The organism is Micromonospora inaquosa, from assembly GCF_003857055.1.
Taxonomy (GTDB): Bacteria; Actinomycetota; Actinomycetes; order Mycobacteriales; family Micromonosporaceae; genus Micromonospora; species Micromonospora inaquosa.
Genome location: NZ_QGSZ01000176.1, coordinates 36,149 through 53,574 on the forward strand (window position 1 = coordinate 36,149; position 17,426 = coordinate 53,574).

At 67.8% G+C, this 17,426-nt stretch carries 17 protein-coding genes; 8 read left to right on the plus strand and 9 right to left on the minus strand.

Annotated features, from left to right (window positions below; translation table 11 throughout):
• Nucleotide 1: 1 nt before the first annotated feature.
• Nucleotides 2–955, plus strand: coding sequence for an NAD(P)-dependent alcohol dehydrogenase (locus tag DLJ59_RS10130; protein WP_124772241.1), 954 nt, complete (start codon nt 2–4; stop codon nt 953–955).
• A 17-nt stretch (nt 956–972) separates the two neighbouring features.
• Here the strand turns inward: DLJ59_RS10130 and DLJ59_RS10135 are convergent, their stop codons facing one another.
• The gene (locus DLJ59_RS10135; protein ID WP_244235941.1) at nt 973–1,629 is read right to left on the minus strand and encodes a class I SAM-dependent methyltransferase family protein; all 657 of its coding nucleotides are present in this window, start codon (nt 1,627–1,629) and stop codon (nt 973–975) included.
• Between the two features lie 188 nt (nt 1,630–1,817).
• Here DLJ59_RS10135 and DLJ59_RS10140 point away from each other — a divergent pair, with 188 nt between their 5' ends.
• Together DLJ59_RS10140 and DLJ59_RS10145 are read left to right on the plus strand one after the other, a co-directional pair.
• Nucleotides 1,818–2,366: an RNA polymerase sigma factor gene (locus DLJ59_RS10140; RefSeq protein WP_124772243.1), complete on the plus strand. Its 549-nt coding sequence runs from the start codon at nt 1,818–1,820 to the stop codon at nt 2,364–2,366.
• 1 nt (nt 2,367) lies between these two features.
• On the plus strand, nt 2,368–3,408 hold the full coding sequence (locus tag DLJ59_RS10145) for a CU044_5270 family protein (RefSeq protein ID WP_124772244.1): 1,041 nt from the start codon (nt 2,368–2,370) through the stop codon (nt 3,406–3,408).
• Between the two features lie 246 nt (nt 3,409–3,654).
• On the opposite strand, the gene DLJ59_RS10150 is transcribed toward DLJ59_RS10145, so the two are convergent.
• The 4 genes from DLJ59_RS10150 to DLJ59_RS10165 all read right to left on the minus strand — a co-directional run bounded on the left by DLJ59_RS10150 (nt 3,655) and on the right by DLJ59_RS10165 (nt 9,098).
• Nucleotides 3,655–5,604, minus strand: a complete 1,950-nt coding sequence (locus tag DLJ59_RS10150; RefSeq protein WP_124772245.1) for a hypothetical protein — start codon at nt 5,602–5,604, stop codon at nt 3,655–3,657.
• Nucleotides 5,605–5,719: 115 nt separating this feature from the next.
• Nucleotides 5,720–6,631, minus strand: a complete 912-nt coding sequence (locus DLJ59_RS10155; protein ID WP_124772246.1) for a GNAT family N-acetyltransferase — start codon at nt 6,629–6,631, stop codon at nt 5,720–5,722.
• 93 nt (nt 6,632–6,724) lie between these two features.
• A complete protein-coding gene (locus DLJ59_RS10160; RefSeq protein WP_124772247.1) occupies nt 6,725–6,934 on the minus strand; it encodes a hypothetical protein in 210 nt (69 codons plus the stop codon).
• A gap of 145 nt (nt 6,935–7,079) precedes the next feature.
• Nucleotides 7,080–9,098, minus strand: coding sequence for a hypothetical protein (locus tag DLJ59_RS10165; protein WP_124772248.1), 2,019 nt, complete (start codon nt 9,096–9,098; stop codon nt 7,080–7,082).
• 267 nt (nt 9,099–9,365) lie between these two features.
• On the opposite strand from DLJ59_RS10165, the gene DLJ59_RS10170 reads away from it, so the two are divergent.
• Nucleotides 9,366–9,635: a hypothetical protein gene (locus DLJ59_RS10170; protein WP_124772249.1), complete on the plus strand. Its 270-nt coding sequence runs from the start codon at nt 9,366–9,368 to the stop codon at nt 9,633–9,635.
• 133 nt (nt 9,636–9,768) lie between these two features.
• Here DLJ59_RS10170 and DLJ59_RS10175 read toward each other — a convergent pair whose 3' ends face one another.
• Complete coding sequence (locus DLJ59_RS10175; protein ID WP_124772250.1) at nt 9,769–10,596, minus strand: SAM-dependent methyltransferase; 828 nt, start codon at nt 10,594–10,596, stop codon at nt 9,769–9,771.
• Nucleotides 10,597–10,840: 244 nt separating this feature from the next.
• Between DLJ59_RS10175 and DLJ59_RS10180 the strand changes: the two genes are divergently transcribed.
• From DLJ59_RS10180 to DLJ59_RS10190, 3 genes are all read left to right on the plus strand, one after another.
• Nucleotides 10,841–11,995, plus strand: a complete 1,155-nt coding sequence (locus tag DLJ59_RS10180) for a cellulose binding domain-containing protein (RefSeq protein WP_124772251.1) — start codon at nt 10,841–10,843, stop codon at nt 11,993–11,995.
• A 9-nt stretch (nt 11,996–12,004) separates the two neighbouring features.
• Complete coding sequence (locus tag DLJ59_RS10185; protein ID WP_124772252.1) at nt 12,005–13,144, plus strand: glycoside hydrolase family 53 protein; 1,140 nt, start codon at nt 12,005–12,007, stop codon at nt 13,142–13,144.
• Nucleotides 13,145–13,211: 67 nt separating this feature from the next.
• Nucleotides 13,212–13,814 (plus strand): hypothetical protein, encoded by a 603-nt coding sequence (locus tag DLJ59_RS10190; RefSeq protein ID WP_124772253.1) that lies wholly within the window; start codon nt 13,212–13,214, stop codon nt 13,812–13,814.
• Between the two features lie 107 nt (nt 13,815–13,921).
• On the opposite strand, the gene DLJ59_RS10195 is transcribed toward DLJ59_RS10190, so the two are convergent.
• The 3 genes from DLJ59_RS10195 to DLJ59_RS10205 form a co-directional block, all read right to left on the minus strand.
• Nucleotides 13,922–14,332 carry a hypothetical protein gene (locus DLJ59_RS10195; RefSeq protein ID WP_124772254.1) on the minus strand — a complete coding sequence of 137 codons (411 nt, stop codon included), beginning with the start codon at nt 14,330–14,332 and terminating at the stop codon, nt 13,922–13,924.
• 166 nt (nt 14,333–14,498) lie between these two features.
• Nucleotides 14,499–15,794, minus strand: a complete 1,296-nt coding sequence (locus DLJ59_RS10200) for a GAF domain-containing protein (RefSeq protein ID WP_124772255.1) — start codon at nt 15,792–15,794, stop codon at nt 14,499–14,501.
• A gap of 218 nt (nt 15,795–16,012) precedes the next feature.
• Nucleotides 16,013–16,444, minus strand: coding sequence for a MerR family transcriptional regulator (locus tag DLJ59_RS10205; RefSeq protein ID WP_124772256.1), 432 nt, complete (start codon nt 16,442–16,444; stop codon nt 16,013–16,015).
• Nucleotides 16,445–16,500: 56 nt separating this feature from the next.
• Between DLJ59_RS10205 and DLJ59_RS10210 the strand changes: the two genes are divergently transcribed.
• Complete coding sequence (locus tag DLJ59_RS10210; RefSeq protein WP_124772257.1) at nt 16,501–17,412, plus strand: SDR family NAD(P)-dependent oxidoreductase; 912 nt, start codon at nt 16,501–16,503, stop codon at nt 17,410–17,412.
• Nucleotides 17,413–17,426 lie beyond the last annotated feature (14 nt).

Below are 17,426 nucleotides of genomic sequence, written 5' to 3' on the forward strand. Positions count from 1 at the left end.
GGTGAGAGCAGTCGTGTACGACCGGTACGGGCCCCCGGATGGGTTGCGGATCGAGGATCTCCCCAAGCCTTCCCCGGCTGCCCAACAGGTGCTCGTCAAGATTGCGGCGACCTCGGTGAATTTGAGCGACTGGGAGACCCTGCAAGGTTCGCCGCTGTATTCGCGCATCGGTGGGCTGCGCTCCCCGGCACGCCGGACCCTCGGCTCGGACATCGCCGGATGGGTCGAGGCGGTGGGTTCCGCCGTCACTCGGTTCCGACCCGGTGACGAGGTGTACGGCGACAATCTCATGCTCAAGGGCGGCTTCGCCGAGTACGCGGTCGCGCCCGAATCGGTCCTGGCCCGCAAGCCCGCCGCCCTGACCTTCGCCGAGGCGTCGGCGATCCCGCAGGCGGGCGTGATCGCACAGCAGGGCACTGCTGGCGCCGTAGCCGGCAGCCGGGTCCTGATCAATGGCGCCGGCGGGGGATCCGGCGCGTTCGCGATCCAGCTGGCCAAACGACTCGGCGCCCAGGTGAGCGGCGTCGACAACGCGGGCAAGCTCGACTTCATGCGGTCCGTCGGCGCGGACGAGGTGATCGATTACCGCAGCCAGGACTTCACCCGCAGCGGCCCGTACGATCTCATCCTCGATCTGGTCGCGCACCGATCGGTGTTCGCCTATCGCCGGGCGCTGGCCCCCGGTGGCCGCTACCGGTGCGTCGGCGGATCGGTCCCGGCGCTGCTGCGCGTCCTGACGGTCGGTGCGGTGGCCGGCCGGCTCACCAACCGCCGCTTGGGCGTGCTCGCCGTCCGGGAAGGGCCGACCCACTTCGGACCGGTGGCCGATCTCTGCGTGGCGGGTGACCTCGTTATCCACATCGACCGGGTCTTCACCCTCGACGAGACGCCCGAGGCGTTGGCCTACGTGGGCACGGGACGCGCCCTTGGCAAGGTCGTTGTGAGCGTCACCTGACCAGCGACCGCAGCATCTCATCGACGACTGGCGCCTCCTGTGGTGAATGTGAAAATCGCGCCGCTGGGTGGTGCCTGCTGAGGTTGCCCGTGGAACCGATGAACGCCGACAGAGAACAGCACGTCACCTGGTGCGTGGAATGCCTCCTCGGTGAAGCCAGAGCCGGCGAACCAGCCGCGTATCGCCGGGGTGAGGTCGGGATCGCGCCGGGTCCTGGTCCAGATCACGGTTGCGTCGGATGCGCATAGCCGCGGCAGGGCGTTGATCGTTGCTCGCACGTCGCCGTCGCTGATGTTGCCCAGCACCCCGGCGAGAAGGACCAGATCCGCAGGGGCGGCCGTGCGGTACGCGGCGAAGTCGCCAGCATCGGCCTGGGTGGCGGTGATCCCGTTGAGCCCAGCGGCGGCGACAGCCATCCGGGCGGCGGTCACGTTGCGAGGGTCGTACTCGATCAGCTCTGCGCGTACCCGGTCGGCGTCCGACCGCAGCGCAAGGGCGCCGATGAGGTCATGCCCTTGGCCCGCGCACACGCTGACGACCCGGAGCGAGGAGTCCGGCCGTTGGTCGAGCCAGTCGTTGATGTGCTGCTGAATGAGGCGAAGCCTCCGCGACAGCGGCGACGTGTCGTCCTCGTAGGGCAGGTGCCACTCGTGCCAGTCACTAGTAGCGGTCACCGAAGCCATGCTGCCACCGGCTCGCTCCACCGTGCCCCGGCGTTCAACGCGCGGCGGCGAGCCAGACCAGATTGGCGGGCACCGACGCACCACATCCCAGGTGGCCTTGAAAAGGATCGTGCCCGCGTGGCGTCGTTGCGAGGCGTGACGTTCTGCCCGGTGCCGGACATAAGTACATAGGGGGTGTGATGGACGCTGCGAAGGAGCAGTTCACCGAGTTGTACGAGTGCCATCACGGTGACGTGTGGCGGTACGTCGCTCGGCGGGTGGGTGCGTCTGACGTCGGTGATGTTGTCGCCGATGTCTTCCTGGTCGCGTGGCGGCGTCTGGACGATGTGCCGGTCGGATCGGCGTTGCCGTGGTTGTACGGAGTGGCGCGTCTGGTGTTGGCCAACGAGGCCAGAGGCCGTCGACGGTGGCAGGAGTTGACGCTGCGGGTGGCAGCGGAGCCTGATCGGACGGTGCAGGTGGATCACGCGGACGGTGTTGTCAGCCAGCGTGACGTCGCGGTGGCGTTCGACCGGTTGTCCGCCGGCGACCAGGAGATTCTGCGGCTGGTGGCCTGGGAGCGGTTGGCGCCGACCGAGGCGGCAGCTGTGCTGGGTCAGTCGCGAGCAACGTTCGCGATGCGGTTGATGCGAGCCCGTCGCCGGCTACGAAGGCAGCTCACCGATGCCGGGGACGGGGCGGGGCGGACGTCGAGCGCGGCGCCGTCGATGTCGGATTGGGGTGGATGACATGAACGCCGTGGATGAGGTGCGTCAGGTGTTGGGCGGCTTGGACCCGGCCCGTACCGCCCCGCCGTGCGATGACAGCCGCCGCAGGCAGGTTCTGGCGCGTATCCTCTCCGACGACTGCGGAGTAGGCACCGCCAAGCGGACAGTGCCGCGACGTCGGCTCGTGCTGGCTGCGGTCGGTGCGGTGGTCATGGCGGCGGCCGGTGGTGGGGTAGCGGTTGAGCTGTACCGCCAGCCGGAGCCCGCCCATGCGGCGACCCCGGCGTTGCTGACCTATGGGCCGCCGCCGACCGCGGAGCCGGCCAGTACCCGGCTTCGGCGGCTGGCTGCCGTGGCGGCGCGGCAGCCAATGCCACCGCGGCCCGCCGGAACGGTGGAGTACCTGGAATCGACGAACTGGTTTCTGAACTCCTCCATTTCCGGCGGTAGGACGGTATCCGTTGTGGTGCCACAGCGGTGGCGGTCCTGGCGGACCGAGGACGACGCGGGTCGAACGGTCAAGAGGGATCTGCCGCCGATCTTTCGCTCAGACGCCGACCGTCGGCAATGGGAGAAGTGGGGTGGTCGCGTCGAGTCGTCGGAGGCAGTGCACGACTACGCGCCCGGTGAGTTCCACGGCGGCCGCTTCCGCGGTGCGGTTCCGACGGATGCCGCCGTGCTGCTTAGCTGGTTGAGAGCAGGCACGTCCGAAGCTCAGGCACCGGTGCAGTACCTGGAGGACATGGCCGAACTCGTCGGGGTGCGGCTGCTGAATCCGGCCCAGCGGGCGGCGGTGCTCGCACTCCTTGCCGAGCTTCCGGGCATCACGGTCACCGGCACCGTCACCGACCGTGCGGGACGCACCGGGGAAGCCTTCTCCATCACGACCAACGCGCACGGCTTGCCTGCCCAATACACGGTGATCGTCGATGCGCGTTCCGGTGCGCTGTTGGGGTACGAGGAGGTGCTCACCACCACGGCGGGGAAGCTGAACGTCACGATCCCCGCAGTGATCACCTACCGCTCATACCTGCTAGCCGAGTACGCCGCCGCGCCACGTTGACAGGTTCGTTGACCACCAGCTGACACCGCTGTTCGGCCACGCGTCAGGCACCCGACGTGCTGCGCGACATCGAAGCCCGCCGCCACCGCGACAAACCTGGATCTTGAGGTACGGGCCGGTCTCCAGCGCGACGACTATCGAGTACGGCTGTGGCGCCCGGTGGGGTTGAGTTGGCCGATGCCGCACTCGGCGGCCGGGATGCCACGCCAGCCGCCGTCGGTAGGGCCGTCGTGAAGAACGACCATCTCAGGGTGCGTCGCTGGGTCGGTCCTCCCACACCAATGCCTCCGTACGTTTGCTGACCAGCACCGCACGTGTCTTCTTCCACAACGTACTGATTCCGGAGAGGAGGCCTCTGGTGAGATCTTCGAGGCCCTCCGTGAGGCTGGCATACGACTGCGACCGGAAGACCGCGTAGCAACCCGCGAAGACCATCCAGGGAATGACGCCGAACCCCGGCTGCAGGCCTACCCCGTACAAAGCCGCCGCGAGGCCGCCGGTCCCAGCGATCAGCACGAGCATGCGCCCCCTGGTGCTGCCACTAGCCAGCATCGCGACCGCCGTCACGAAGGTCGCGGAGAAGACCCAGCCCAACTGAGCGTCGGCCGAAGGCATCTTGAGGCCGTCGGCCATGAACACGCCGAGGGGTGCGGACAGGAGGAAGGCGGTGAGCGCCGCAATGTTCCACGGGCTTGTCAAACGGCCACGCTTCTCCAACATGGTCTTGTTACCGCAGTCAGCGTGGTCCTTGTTGTGCGTGCCGGGGACGACCGGCTTACCTGTGTACGGGAGCAGCGCCGCGATCTGCGGCTTTGCTCGCAGTTCCGGCGCGTACTGGATCTCGCCGTTGACCTCGGAGCAATAGCTGCTGGCCTCCAACGCCCAGGTAAGCGTTACGAACATTATCCCGAACGCGCCGAAAGCGCCTGCCACGAGCCAGGTTCGGGCGTCGTTGGGGCCGAGCCCGATCAGCCAGCATGCGACGGCGGCGCGCAGCACGTAGCCGAGCCCGACGGCGACCCAGATGGCCACGGTGACCGGCGTCGTCGCCTCCGGTCGATCGGAGGCGGGGCGGCGCCGCAGGGCCTCGTACAGCACGGCGATACCGAATACCGAGCCGATGAGGCAGGCCGTAACCCACGCCAGGTCGAGGTAGACGCCGATGCCGACCGCGAGTGCGACACGGACGAGAGCTGTGAAGGCTGACCGACGCACGTTGCGTCGCATCGTCTCACTACTGTTGCCGACCGGCAGTCGCCGTCGTGCTTGCCTCGCGGGATGAGCGACATCGTCAGCCAGCCCGATGATGTCGTTCCATTGATAGCGGGCCGTGTAGATGAGCCCTTCCATCACGAGCCAAACCAAGCCTGCGGTTACCAGCTCAGCACGAGTGAGCCGAAGAGATCCGGCCCAGAGCAGAAGACCTCCGACCGCCGGCACGATGATCCACTTGATCCAGTCCGCGGTTCTTGGCACCAAAAGGTAGGACCAGAGCCTTCGTTGGCCGACGAGTGGCGGTTCGGGCCGGCTGAGGCCGAGTGTGCGTGCGGAGTACTTCGTCGCATGCCTGTAGAAGAGCGAGTTGCCGCCGACAGCGGTGGTCATGACCTCGATCGTGAACAGAAGAGCGAACAGGCCGTACACGAGGAACATGATCAACTGCCACGGCTGGTTGAGGCGTAGTGCGACGTACAAGGCCAGTCCGCCGAAGACGACCACGACGCAGAAGTACGTCAGTAGGGCGAGCAACCGGTAGCCGAGCCGCCCGCGGCGTAGGCTGTTCACCTCGGTCGTCACGCCGATGAGGCTGGCCGGACGCAGCTCCGGAACCGCGGCCAGCCGGCCGATCGCGTACGTCTGCAACTCTGTCTCGATCGCGCGTATGTAGTAGGAGCGCATGGTCGCGACGATGCCAATCATCTGCATGTACGCCAGAACGGCGAAGGTCGGCAACGGTGTCGCGGCGAGCAGCGCATCGTGGGCCCTGATGCAGCCTTCCGTCTGCGCGAACTGGCAGGTCTGGCTTACGACCGCCACCACGGCAGTGGCTAGGGCCACGGCTACGCCGATCATCGCCGCCATGGTTGCGACGAATGAACGCTCATCATCGCGAGCCATCTCGTAGTCGCTGATCAGCACGGCGAGCCGAGCCTGATCAACAGCGTTCTCGGCGGTGCCTACCGTCACACGGGCCACGATCATCAATGTGACACACCGCAGCAAGTGGGGACATCCACCGGGACGTTCGGAACCCGGGGAGGGGAGCAGGCCCGTCGCGGAGGCTCATTCGTCTGCCGCGAAGCGCTTGGCGTCAGCGGACGATGACCAGGTTGGCCATGTCGACGACCGGCCGGTAGCCGAGGGCGGCGTAGATCCTGTTCGAGGTCGGGTTGGCTTGGTCGGTGAACAGGCAGACCCGCGTACCGTCGGCCTGGATGCGTCGGGAAACCTCGGCGACCGCGTTGCTGGCCCAACCACGCCCGCGTTGGGCTGGCGGTGTGTACACCGGGCCCACGCGGGCCACCCCGAACGACGGTGGGTTGGCGCCGGTGAGGTGCACCGGCTCACCAGTGTCGTCGACCCAGAACCACAGCCGTCCGGCGTGGAGTCGGCGCAGCATGTCCGCGTGGTCGGGCAGTTCGTCGGCACTGGTACCGCGCGGGCGGCCGGCCTGTTCGTCGGCGTCGCCCATGAACGCGGCGAGCCACTCCGTGACCAGTTCCACGTCGTCCTCGGTCGCGACCACCAAGCGGCCAGTCGTAGGTGACGGCAACGCCAGCTCACCGAGCTCGTGTAGCCGGGTGTGTTGGCTGACCTGAACTCGACCCCCGCCGAGGCGGGTCAGCTCGGCGGCGCACAGTTCAACGGCAGGCAGGGCCCCGTTGATGGCGACGATCTCCTCCGCGCGCTCGTGCAGCGCGTGGGCCAGCGCAACGGCCGCCTCGTCGGGCATGGGCAGCAGGAATGGCGGGTAGGGGGCGTATGGCGCGGCGCGCATCCCGGCACCGACCACAGCGCCGCAGTCGTCGCTGACCACCAGCCACCAATTGCGGTCGGGCTGCGAGATCCCCTCGGCCCGCTGAGACAGCAGCCGGTGCGCGACGGTCGTCACGACAGTGCTGACGACCGGATCGGCGGCCAGGTGAGCACCCGCCGCGGCCAGGAACTCGCCCGGATCGGTGAAGAAACGCAGCCGCAGTCCGGCGATCGGGACATTGCTCATCCGCGTACGCTAGCCACCGCCCACCAGATCGACACGGGAATATCGTGCCGCGCCTCCGAACCACCGCCCGCGGTCGGACTGACGAGTGGCGACTCAGCTGCCGTCAATCGTCCGCGGCGTCGTGCCCTCGCTGAGCTGCGGAGGCTTGGGCAGCGGGATGGGAACCGTTGACAGGCCTTGGATGGCCATGGAGTAGTACGTGTCGAAAAGGTCGAACACCTCGTTGGCCTGGTCGAGGGTGAGGTCGTCGGCACCGGTGCCGGCCGGCCAGTCGTGCGAGGAGACGTGGTACTCGGAGTCCATGGACATCACCTGAACCGATCCGATCTGCCTGGGCGTACGAGGCTCGCAGCAGTGAAGACGTATGGCGTGCCGTTCTGGTTCACAGCCGAGATGTCGTCGCACTCCAATCGCTCGATATTGTGGCTGAGTGTAACAGGGCTTCGCCCTAGTGAAGGTGCTCCTTGGGGCCACCGAATCCGTCGGTTCTGGTCGATAGATGAATGAATTCCCAAGTCCTCGCGAGGTAAGCGTAACCGGTGGTGCTTGCGTTCAAAACGGCTAGCAGTGTCAGTACGCTCCAGGCCATCGACGTGATGCCCAAAATTTGCATATCGGCCGGGACTTTCCATTGCAGGAAGGGAAGTCCTGCTTTGTAGACCATGAACAGCCCGCTGGCGGCGATCGAACACAGCACGGTGGCCAACAGGGAGATCCGCGCCGCGAGCGTTCCCTCAAGCAGACGCCTCGGTTGGCTGTCAAAGCCGAGCCAGGCTGCGGCGACAGCCGGAAACACCAGAAGGAACGCCGGCACGTCGGTCCCCGGGTCGGGCTCACGGGATGCGACGAAGCCGATCAGCCAGATGAGGAGCGCCGCCGCGGTGGCGGCGATGAGCGCGCGGAAGACCGAACCCGGCGGCACCTCGTAAAAGCGGAACCGCACATCCGGGATGCGGTCACCGTTGGACAGCTTTTCTCTGGGCTCGGGAAAGAAGCGTGTGTAGAAGTGGGCGTAGCGTTGGCCGGCGCGTCGGCGGAAGCGGTAGTACGGCGGCGGTGTGGTCAGTTCCAGCAGAGGACTCGTCTTCTCCAATGCGAAGCTCTGCTCGAGCCTTGCTTGGCGATCGTTCCAGTGGGCGTCCAGGTATCCCACCAGATCCTGCGCCTTCTGTACGCCGACGAACACCCCGTCCTGGCAGTCGATGACGAGGTGGTAGCTCTGCGTGGTCCACGCGTTGTCCAACGATATGGAGAAGTCGACCGGTCGAGAGCCGAACAGCAGGCGGGCGCGCGCCTTCATCCAACTCAGGATGCCTTCGGACCAGGGCGCAAGGGTGAGGGTGGGCGTCATCATCCGCTCGTACGAGACAACGAATCGGCCATCCACCGGACAGGGCACGGCCGCGACCACCGCGTAGTGGGATGACAGCTTCTTGATCAGTTGCGCCGCAAGCTTCAACGCGGCAGGGTTCGCGAGCTCCGGCCGGCCGTTCGCATGTGCTGCCCGGTACAACGCGTTGCTGCCCTCGTGATCATTAGCCTCATCGCTCTTGGTCGTGGCCCGACGCATCACCGCCTGGAGGGCGGTCCGCTCCGCTTCGAGAGCGTCCGAATGTCTGCCGTTGGAGATGTCCTCGCCGTAGGCGATGTCGAGGAGGGTCCGGAGGACTTTGGCGACGAGCTGCAGATACTGCCGGTAGGAGAGCACCGGCACCGCGCTGCCGTCGGCGGCCAGGACCCGCAGGTTGTCCACCATCTCGCCCTTGCGGGGCACGAGCACGGGAAAGAGAATGACGGCCGGATGCTGCGTGGCGTCTGCGGCGTCGGTCCGACCACCTTCGGCGACGTCGTTGCTTGTTGTCGTCCGCTGAGCCGGAATTCCTGGCTTCTGGAGTGTCGCGGTATCGGCAGAGTTCAGCAGCCGTTGGACGTCCCGTGACGGCAACTGCGCATCGATCGTCACGAACTGGGTCAGCGTTCGCTGGCCCGGATCATATCGCTCGGTGAGCCGCTGACGAACGTGTGCGGGGTAGATGACGGCCGAGGCGAAGATGCGCGCTTGGGCGGGCCCGGCGTTGTCGGAGGTGTTGCTGATCTGAGCTTGACCAGCGGTCCGTTGCAGGACGTTGACCTGGTATTCGGGTAGCCCCCATACCTTCGTGGGTCGATGTGAGGTTCGTTGCGGCAGGACGTAACGACGTCGGGTGTGTATGAAGAGCAGCAGACCGAGTACGACCGCTCCAAATGCCCGCAGCGTCCATCTGATGTCGGTGCCCCAACTGTTCGGTGTACCGACGATTATGAAGGCAAACAGGAGCGTCATGGCGGCGCAGGTGACGAAGACGGAGAAGGTCGATGGCGGCGATGCCACCCCGCGCTTTCCGATGACACGGGCCGATGACTGTTTATCCGGTCGCTCTGTTTCCTGTGCGGCCGGTGCGTGTTCGAGCGAGGAGACCACATTCACCCCCGGGTTACCGCTAGGACTCAATGAAATTCACGTTCGGCTTTACAGCCTCGCGGCTGCCCATACGGCGAAGAAGATGGGTGTCAGCGACGCGACAGCAGGACCGGGCGGGCGGTCACAGTTGCTCCAAGCAACGGATTGATTACGGTAGACGACCGGACGGGCGGCTGGTCCTCTCAGCGGTTGAGCAGCGGACTTCGGTGGACCGTTCGGACGGCTCGGCTCTGCTCGGGAGCGGGCGGCCTGCGGTACGCGGACAATGGGGCGATGAAGCGAGAGGTACGCCTGATGCGGTTGACCGGTACGCGGGCGAACGGCGCGGTGGCGACGGGTGCGGAGGCTGCCGGCGCACGGGCTGCCGGGGCTGCGTCGCTCGGCGCCCTGGCCGTGGGGGCGCTGGCCGTAGGGGCGCTGGCCGTGGGGGCGCTGGTCATCGGGCGGCTGTCTATCCGCCGCGCGGTCGTGAGGGAGCTGCGCGTCGGCCGGTTGGAGATCGACGAGCTGGTGGTGCACAGCCGACCCACTGCCGAGGAGTAACGCGCAGCCGCTCGGGGTGCGCCTGGTGGCACCGCGTACGAAAGTCCTGCGGGGTCTCGCGCCCGGGTCAGGTCTGACGCCCGTCCGTCGGCGGGGTGTGCTCCCGCCGACGGACCTCAGCGGCAGACGGGGCCTACGGTTTGCGGGCGAGGAGCCCGACGAAGGTGTGATAAGTGTCGGTCTGCACCGTGGCGGGGGCATCCGGCTCTGGGCGCCACTCGGCCAGCGGTACCAGGCCCGGCTCCAGCACCGTCAGCCCATCGACGAACGAGAGGATCTCCTCGTCGGTACGCCAGCGGCCGGTGCCCAGCGACTCGTTGAAGACCCGCTCGACCTCGCGGGCCTTGCGGGAGCCCTCCGGGTCGCGCTCGCCCGGGTCCCGGAAGTGTGAGATCGCGACGTAGCTGCCGGAGGGCAGTGCGTCGATCAACGCCGCTGCCACCGCTCGCGGGTCCTCGTCGTCACCGAGGTGGTGCAGGATCGCGAAGAGCAACAACCCGATCGGCCGGTCGAAGTCGAGGAACCGACGTGCGTCGGGATGGTTGAGGATCTCCTGCGGCTCCCGGATGTCCGCCTGGATCACCGTCGCGGTGCCCTCCGCGGCGAGCAGGGCCCGCCCGTGCGCCAGGACGATGGGATCGTTGTCCACATAGACCACCTGAGCCTTCGGGTTCTGCTCGGTGGCGACCTCGTGCACGTTGCCCTGGGTGGGCAGCCCCGACCCGATGTCGAGAAACTGGTCGATGCCCGCCTCGGCGACAAGGAAGCGAATCACTCGACGCAGGAAGGCCCGGTTCGCCTGGCCGGCGGCCGGCCCGTCCGGTGTGATCCGCAGGGCGTGCTCGGCGACCTTTCGGTCGGCCTCGAAGTTGTCCTTGCCGCCCAGGAAGAAGTCATAGACCCGGGCCACGCTGGGAATGGTGGGGTCGATGCCGGCGGGTGCCGCCTTGTCGCGGGTCATAGGCGTCTCCAAACGATCGGGGTTGGCGCGGGCAGAGGCCTGCGGGCCGTGCCGGCGTTGCGGCGAGTGTAGCGATCGGAGGGGTTGAATTTCGCCCCGCTGGTATCGCTCCCAGCCGAGCCAGGGGCGTGAATGGCGCTGACGCAGGAGGAGGGGTCCGGCGATCCGGCGCGAGTTGCGACCGCAGCCGACCGAGGCGTGAGATAGGTTGGCGATCATCGATGTCTCACTGCATGGTCGACGTATGACAGGCGTCTCCTGGTCCTCGCTGTTCTGCCGCACGCGATCGGCTCTGCTGGCCGCCGTCCTGCTGTCGACGGCGGTTCTCGGAACCGCCCTGACCGCAGCCCCGGCGGTCGATGCCGCCACCGCGACGCCCGCCGCCTATCCGAGAGTCGCGCCGGCACCCGGTGGGGCCGCGGCGCCGACCGGAACCGCGCCGCTGACGCCTGCCAGCACGCCGAGCACCGCGCCCGTCCCCCCGAGCGCGCCCACGAACCTGACCGCCAGCGAGGTCCGGACCGGGTCGGTCACCCTCACCTGGACGGCCGCCACGTCCGGCTGCTGCGCCATCACCGGCTACGACATCACCTACTATCAGGAGTTTGGCGATGTCATCCTCAGCGCTACCGCCGGCGCGGTCACCAGCACCACGATCACCGCGCATGTTGGGCCGGGCATGCAGCTCTCGTTCCGATTGATCGCCCGAGACAGCCTCGGGCAACGCTCGAACTGGTCGGACATCCTGACCGTGGTCACACCGGTGACGGACACCGGCCCGGACACCACCCCGCCGAGCGCGCCGCAGAGCCTGACCGTCGGCGCTGTGACCGCCTCGACCGCCACGCTGTCCTGGTCACCGTCGACGGACAACGTCGGCGTGTTCGGGTACAACGTCTACCGGTTCGACGGCTGGTTCACCTCCAGGCTGATCGCCACCGTGCCGGGTACGACGTACACGACGTCGCTACCTACGTCGACGCCGCTGCGCGATCTGTACTACGTGCGGGCCCGGGACGCGGTGGGCAACGTCTCGATCACGTCCAACACGGTCGAGGTGCCCACGACGCCGCCGCCCTCCACCTGCCGGGTGACCTACCGCAACCAGTCCGAGTGGCCGGGCGGCTTCGTCGCCACGGCGACGGTCCACAACGTCGGGACGGCGCCGGTCGACGGCTGGACCGTGACCTTCAGCTTCCCGGGAGACCAGCAGGTCACCTCGGGGTGGAACGCCACGCTCGGCCAGACCGGTGCCACCGTGACCGTCCGTAACGTCGACTGGAACCGGGTCCTCGCGCCAGACGGGTCGGCGACCTTCGGCATCCAGGGCCGGTGGGGCGTCAGCGACGCGCCGCCGACCGGTTTCTCGCTGAACGGCGTTCCCTGCACCGTGGGCTGAAGGAGTCTCGTGAACACGCATTCGGTCACCCCCCACCGCCGCCCCAGGGCTCTGATCGGGGCTGTCACGGCCGGCATCCTCGTCGTCGCCGCCACGCTCGGCGGCACGCCCGCACCCGTCTCGGCCGCGAACACGCTCACCATGCGAGGCGCCGACGTCTCCTCGTTGCAGCGCAGCCTGGATCTGGGAGCGAAGTACTACGACGCGGGCGGCGTGGCCCGCGACCCACTGGACATCCTGAAGTCCGTCGGCGTCAACTACGTCCGACTACGCGTCTGGAACAACCCGATCAGCGGCTACAACAACAAGAACGCCGTGTTGGGCCAGGCGAGGGCGGCCAGGGCGAAGGGCCTCAAGGTGCTCATCGACTTCCACTACTCCGACACCTGGGCCGACCCTGGCAAGCAGTACAAACCCGCCGCCTGGGCCGGTCACAGCCTGAGCCAACTGCGGACCGACGTCTACACCTTCACCTACGACGTCTGCTCCAGCCTCCGAGGGCAGGGCACCCCACCGGACAGTGTGCAGATCGGCAACGAGATCAATGTCGGGATGCTGTGGAACGAGGGCAGGGTCGTCAACAACGACTTCGCCCCGCTGGCCGGCCTGCTGAAGCAGGGCTACAACGCGACGAAGGCGTGCGGCAGCGGCATCCCGGTGATGATCCACACCGCCAACGCCGACAGCAACGCCAACGCCCGGTGGTTCTACGACGGCATCCGCGCCCAGGGTGTGCAGTGGGACATCACCGCCCAGTCGTACTACTGCATGTGGCACGGCACCCTGGCGAACCTCTACAACAACATCGTCGACCTCCGTGGTCGCTACGGTAGGCCGGTGGTGATCGTGGAGACCGCGTACCCCTTCACCCGCAACAACGCGGACAGCGAACCGAACGCCATCGGCGACGCGACCTGTGACGGCATCAGCGCCACCTGGTCCGGGCAGGCGCAGGAGTTCGACTGGGTTCAGAACACCGCCCGCAACGCGGGGGCCATCGGTGTCTTCTACTGGGAACCGACCTGGTACGCCGTCCGCGGCAACGGCTGGGACCCGGCCAACATCAACGGCACCGGAAACCAGTGGGACAACATGGCCGTCTTCAACTGGTCCGGGCAGGTGAACCCGGGCGTGCGCTGGACGCCCTGACCCCTGGTGCGTGCGTGGAGCAGCTGACTGGCGAGAGATGTCCGCCCATGCTGTTACTTTGCCGGCCGTGAATGCTCAGCAGACGTGGATCGACCGCATCATCGCGGTGACCGGATGGTGCCATGATCCTGAGGGTGATGCCGGCTGGGAGGAGGTGGAGGCCGAACTGGGGGTCGTACTGCCGTCGGATTTCACAGAGCTGTGCCGGCGGTTCGCCCCGGGGGCGTTCTACGCGTACCTGGACCTTCTACGGCCGGCCGACGACCACGCGCAGCCGTTGCTTGGGACCTGGGCCGATTGTCGACAGTGGGCAGCCTGGCAAGGGCCGGCGCAGCTGTGGGCCCCCTACGAGTTGTACGAGCCCGACAAGGGGCTGGGACTGATCCAGTGGGGCAGCGATCAGACCGAGGGGGAGTACTACTGGCTGGCCGACCGCTCGATGGAGCCTGATCGGTGGCCTGTTGTCGCACGCCGCGACGGCGTCGCGCCGTGGCACCAGCTCGACATGTCGACGGCCGAGTTCGTCTACCGGGTGATCGCGGATCCGGCGTTCAAGCCGTTCACGGTGGCCGACCCACCGCGGAGGCCCTTCTATCTGCCGCACTGGGGGCCGTTCCCGATGAGCGCCGAGGACTGGAACGCCCTCACCGACCCGAATCGCGCAGGCTGAACCACGTCCTGAAGGAGCGCCTTGGCCAAGGACGCCCGGGTGGACTTCGAGGTCGGCGAGGAGCGTCTCGCCGGTTCGGCTGGCGCCGCCGCACGCACGACGCCAGCCTACGACCAGGTGATGGGGGAGGGCCAGCAGGTACGCGTCTGCCAACTCACCTTCGTCACGAACATCGGCACATAGAAGAACCCTTCGCCGGGTCGTGCGCACTCGGTGCCGGTGAGTTGCTGCCCGAGATACGTGTAGGACCAGGTGATCTCGGCGTTCCGGGAGGTGCGGTTGTAGAAGTTGAAGGCCGGGACGTTGCCGGACCATTCGGTGCTGGTCACCAGCGACGGAGTCGCGGTAGGACCCTCCGGCGGATGATCCCAGTTGGGCCAGATGCAGAACGTGCCCTGCGGGCAGTTTCCGGGACCCCAGATGTCATTGGATGCTTGGGAGGGTGCCGCCGAGGCGGCGGGGGCGGTGGCCAGCACGGCGGTGATGGACGCGGCGACGGCGAGGGACTTCAACAGCACGGTTCACCTACTTCAATAGACGTCCGTGGATGGATATTGAAGATTACCGGTGGAAAGTTGAAGGGTCAAGCAATGGGGGCGGCGTGCGCAATCATCCGATCACCCGTCGACAGTGGGCTCGGACTGTTGGCCCGGAGACCGATGGCCGCGGCCCTCCCGCAAGCGATCAGCGGTTGAGGTAGGCGGTCAGGCCACCAAGCTCCTCGCTGGCGATGAACACCGACCGTACGTTGAGGATGGCCTCCTCGACGTGGACGGGACAGCCCCACGCCGCGTCGCCCCACGAATCGGCGATCTTGATCTCGGCTCGCGCGGTGCAACCGGCGGCACCGCCGAGCTGGCAGTGCTCCGGGTGCGGCGCGGCGGCCTGCGCGGCCGCGGCGGCCCGCATCTGGGTGGCGAGTTCCGCGGCGGCCGTGGCCCGCTGCTCAGCCTCCGCGCGCAGCTCCCGCTCCACGCGCAACACCTTGGCCAACTCGTCATTGGCTGACTTGGCGCGTGCCTCGGCGTCGAGCTTCGCCTGCTCGATGTGGTGGCGTTCGATGGCCAGGGCTGCGGTGCCGGCGAAGAGCCGGGTGAGGGCGAGGTCGCTGTCCTGCGGGACGCGCGGGGTGCGGTGATACATCGCGAAGGTGCCCAGCAGGCCGCCGTCGCGGGCCAGGATCGGCGTCGACCAGCAGGCCGCCAATCCGGCCTGGTCGGCCAGGTCCCGGAAGTCGTCCCAGAACGGATCGGTGGCGATGTCGGTGACGATGACAGGTTCCCGCCGGTGGGCGGCGGTGCCGCAGGAGCCGACACCTTCGCCGGTCGCGATGCCGTCGATGGCCCGGTTGTAGAAGTCGGGCAGGCTCGGCGCGGCGCCGTGGCGCAGGTGCCGGGCGTCGGGGTCGGCGAGCAGGACGGAGACGAGCACCTCCTGCGGTGCGAGGTTCTCGATACAGCGGGCCATCCCGTCGAGCACCTCGGTCAGGGGCGCCTGGCGGGCGATCTGCTCCAGCAGGGCGCGGTGTTCGGCCATCAGCCGTTGGGCATGCTTGACCTGTGTGGTCTCCACGCCGAGCACACGAATGCCGGTCACGTTGCCACCGGCGTCCCGACGCGGCTCGTAGGTGAAGTCGAAGAACGCCTCCCGCGCCTGCGGGCCGCTACCCAGCACGATCCGGACGTCACGACCGGTGTAGGGCTCACCCGTGCGGAAGACCTGGTCCAGTAGCGCGATGAACCCTTGACCGGCCAGCTCCGGCATCAGCTCGGCGAGCGTGACCCCGACGCGGGCCCGTTCTTCGCCGATGGTGGCGAAGAACGCCGGGTTCGCCGTCTCCACCACGTGCGTTGGCCCCGCCAGAGACGCGAAGACGGCGATGGACTGCCCGAACAACGCCCGCAGGTCCTCCTCCGCTGCTCGTTCGGCAGCCGCCGGACCCGCAGCGGCAGTAGACCGTTGGTCTGGCACTGCGGTCATGGTGTGGTCTCGCCTCTCGTCTGCGGACAGGGGGAACGCCGGTGGTGCCACCCGCGGGGTGAGGGTGGTCGTGGTGTGGTGGTGGCTGGGCTGAGGCCACCGACGGTGCAGCGTACCCATGTACCCATCATTCGGGTTCTACCCACCAATCACGCACCGCAACCCGTCGCCGAAACAGTCGCCACAGCCAGTAGTCCCGGTCAGGCCGACGGTGTTCGTCAACCCCGCTCTTGCGGTGCGGGCTGGAGTTGCTGTTGCCAGGGATCACCGGAGGCGCCGGCGGCGAGGTGTTGTTCGTAGCTGGCTACTTTGCCGTCGATGAGTTCGAGGCAGTCGCGCAGCTGTGCCAGCTGCTCGATGACGTGGCGCTGGTGTTCGCGGAGCAGCTTGAGCCGCTCCGCCTCGTTGCCGCTGCCCTCGCGAACGAGCTGGGCCAGCCGGCTGATCGCGGTGAGTGGCATCCCGGAGGCCCGGAACTTCACGCAGTTCGCCAGCCACTCGACGTCCCAGGCGCTGTAGACGCGCCTGCCGGACCCGTCCCGCCGCACCTCGCTGGCTAACAAGCCCTCACGTTCGTAGAGCCGCAGGGTGTGCACGCTCAACCCGGTGCGCTGCGCCACCTGCCCGATGCTCAGGCCGTTGTCCGCCATGCCATCGACCGTAACCCGTTGACCTAGACCTGGGTCTAGCACCTAGCGTCCGCGGCATGACCCAGACCGCATTCGGTGCCCACAGTACGACCGCAGACGTCCTCGCCGGAATCGACCTGACTGGCAGGACCGCCCTCGTCACGGGTGGCTACTCCGGGCTCGGTCTCGCCACGACCCGCGCGCTCACCCGAGCCGGGGCCCGGGTCGTCGTACCAGCTCTCCGGCCGGACGCGGCGCAGCAGGCACTCGCCGACGTAGCCGGCGTCGAGGTCGACCGGCTCGATCTCGCCGACCTCGCCTCCGTCCGCGCGTTCGCCGACCGGTTCCTCCGCAGCCATCCCGCCCTCGACATCCTCGTCGCGAGCGCCGGCATCATGGCCTGCCCGGAGACCCGGGTTGGACCCGGCTGGGAAGCGCACTTCGCGATCAACCACCTCGGCCACTACGCGCTGGCGAATCTGCTGTGGCCCGCGCTCGCCGCCGCCGACACCGCTCGTGTCGTCTCGGTCGCCTCCGGGCGCAACCCGGCCTGGCGTATCCGGTGGCACGACGTGCAGTTCGAGCACGGGTACGACAAGTGGGAGGCGTACACCCAGTCCAAGCTCGCGAACATCCTGTTCGCGCGCCACCTCGACCTGCTCGGCGGGCCGCACCGCGTCCGCGCCTTCTCCGTCAATCCCGGCTGGATCCGCACTCCGCTGCAACGGCACCTCACGGTCGAGGAGATGGTCGCCGCCGGCTGGATCGACACCGACGGCACTCCTACGCCGGGACTGTTCAAGACCGTCGAGCAGGGCGCGGCGACCCAGGTCTGGGCCGCCACGTCAGCCCCGCTCGACGCGACCGGCGGCGACTACTGCGTGGACTGCCGCACCACCGACGGCAACCCCACCGACAGCAGCGAGGCAGCCCGCCTCTGGGCGTTGTCGGCCGACCTGACCGGCCTCGATCTCATCGGGCGAGCCTGAGCAGTGCCGCGCGC

Excerpts from the sequence above, each read along its gene's own strand:
- DLJ59_RS10175 (WP_124772250.1), bottom strand. The coding sequence starts at position 10,596 with ATGACCCGCGACAAGGCGGCACCCGCCGGCATCGACCCCACCATTCCC.
- DLJ59_RS10180 (WP_124772251.1), top strand. The coding sequence starts at position 10,841 with ATGACAGGCGTCTCCTGGTCCTCGCTGTTCTGCCGCACGCGATCGGCT.
- DLJ59_RS10160 (WP_124772247.1), bottom strand. The coding sequence starts at position 6,934 with ATGGACTCCGAGTACCACGTCTCCTCGCACGACTGGCCGGCCGGCACC.
- DLJ59_RS10200 (WP_124772255.1), bottom strand. The coding sequence starts at position 15,794 with ATGACCGCAGTGCCAGACCAACGGTCTACTGCCGCTGCGGGTCCGGCG.
- DLJ59_RS10210 (WP_124772257.1), top strand. The coding sequence starts at position 16,501 with ATGACCCAGACCGCATTCGGTGCCCACAGTACGACCGCAGACGTCCTC.
- DLJ59_RS10205 (WP_124772256.1), bottom strand. The coding sequence starts at position 16,444 with ATGGCGGACAACGGCCTGAGCATCGGGCAGGTGGCGCAGCGCACCGGG.
- DLJ59_RS10170 (WP_124772249.1), top strand. The coding sequence starts at position 9,366 with ATGAAGCGAGAGGTACGCCTGATGCGGTTGACCGGTACGCGGGCGAAC.
- DLJ59_RS10145 (WP_124772244.1), top strand. The coding sequence starts at position 2,368 with ATGAACGCCGTGGATGAGGTGCGTCAGGTGTTGGGCGGCTTGGACCCG.
- DLJ59_RS10155 (WP_124772246.1), bottom strand. The coding sequence starts at position 6,631 with ATGAGCAATGTCCCGATCGCCGGACTGCGGCTGCGTTTCTTCACCGAT.
- DLJ59_RS10140 (WP_124772243.1), top strand. The coding sequence starts at position 1,818 with ATGGACGCTGCGAAGGAGCAGTTCACCGAGTTGTACGAGTGCCATCAC.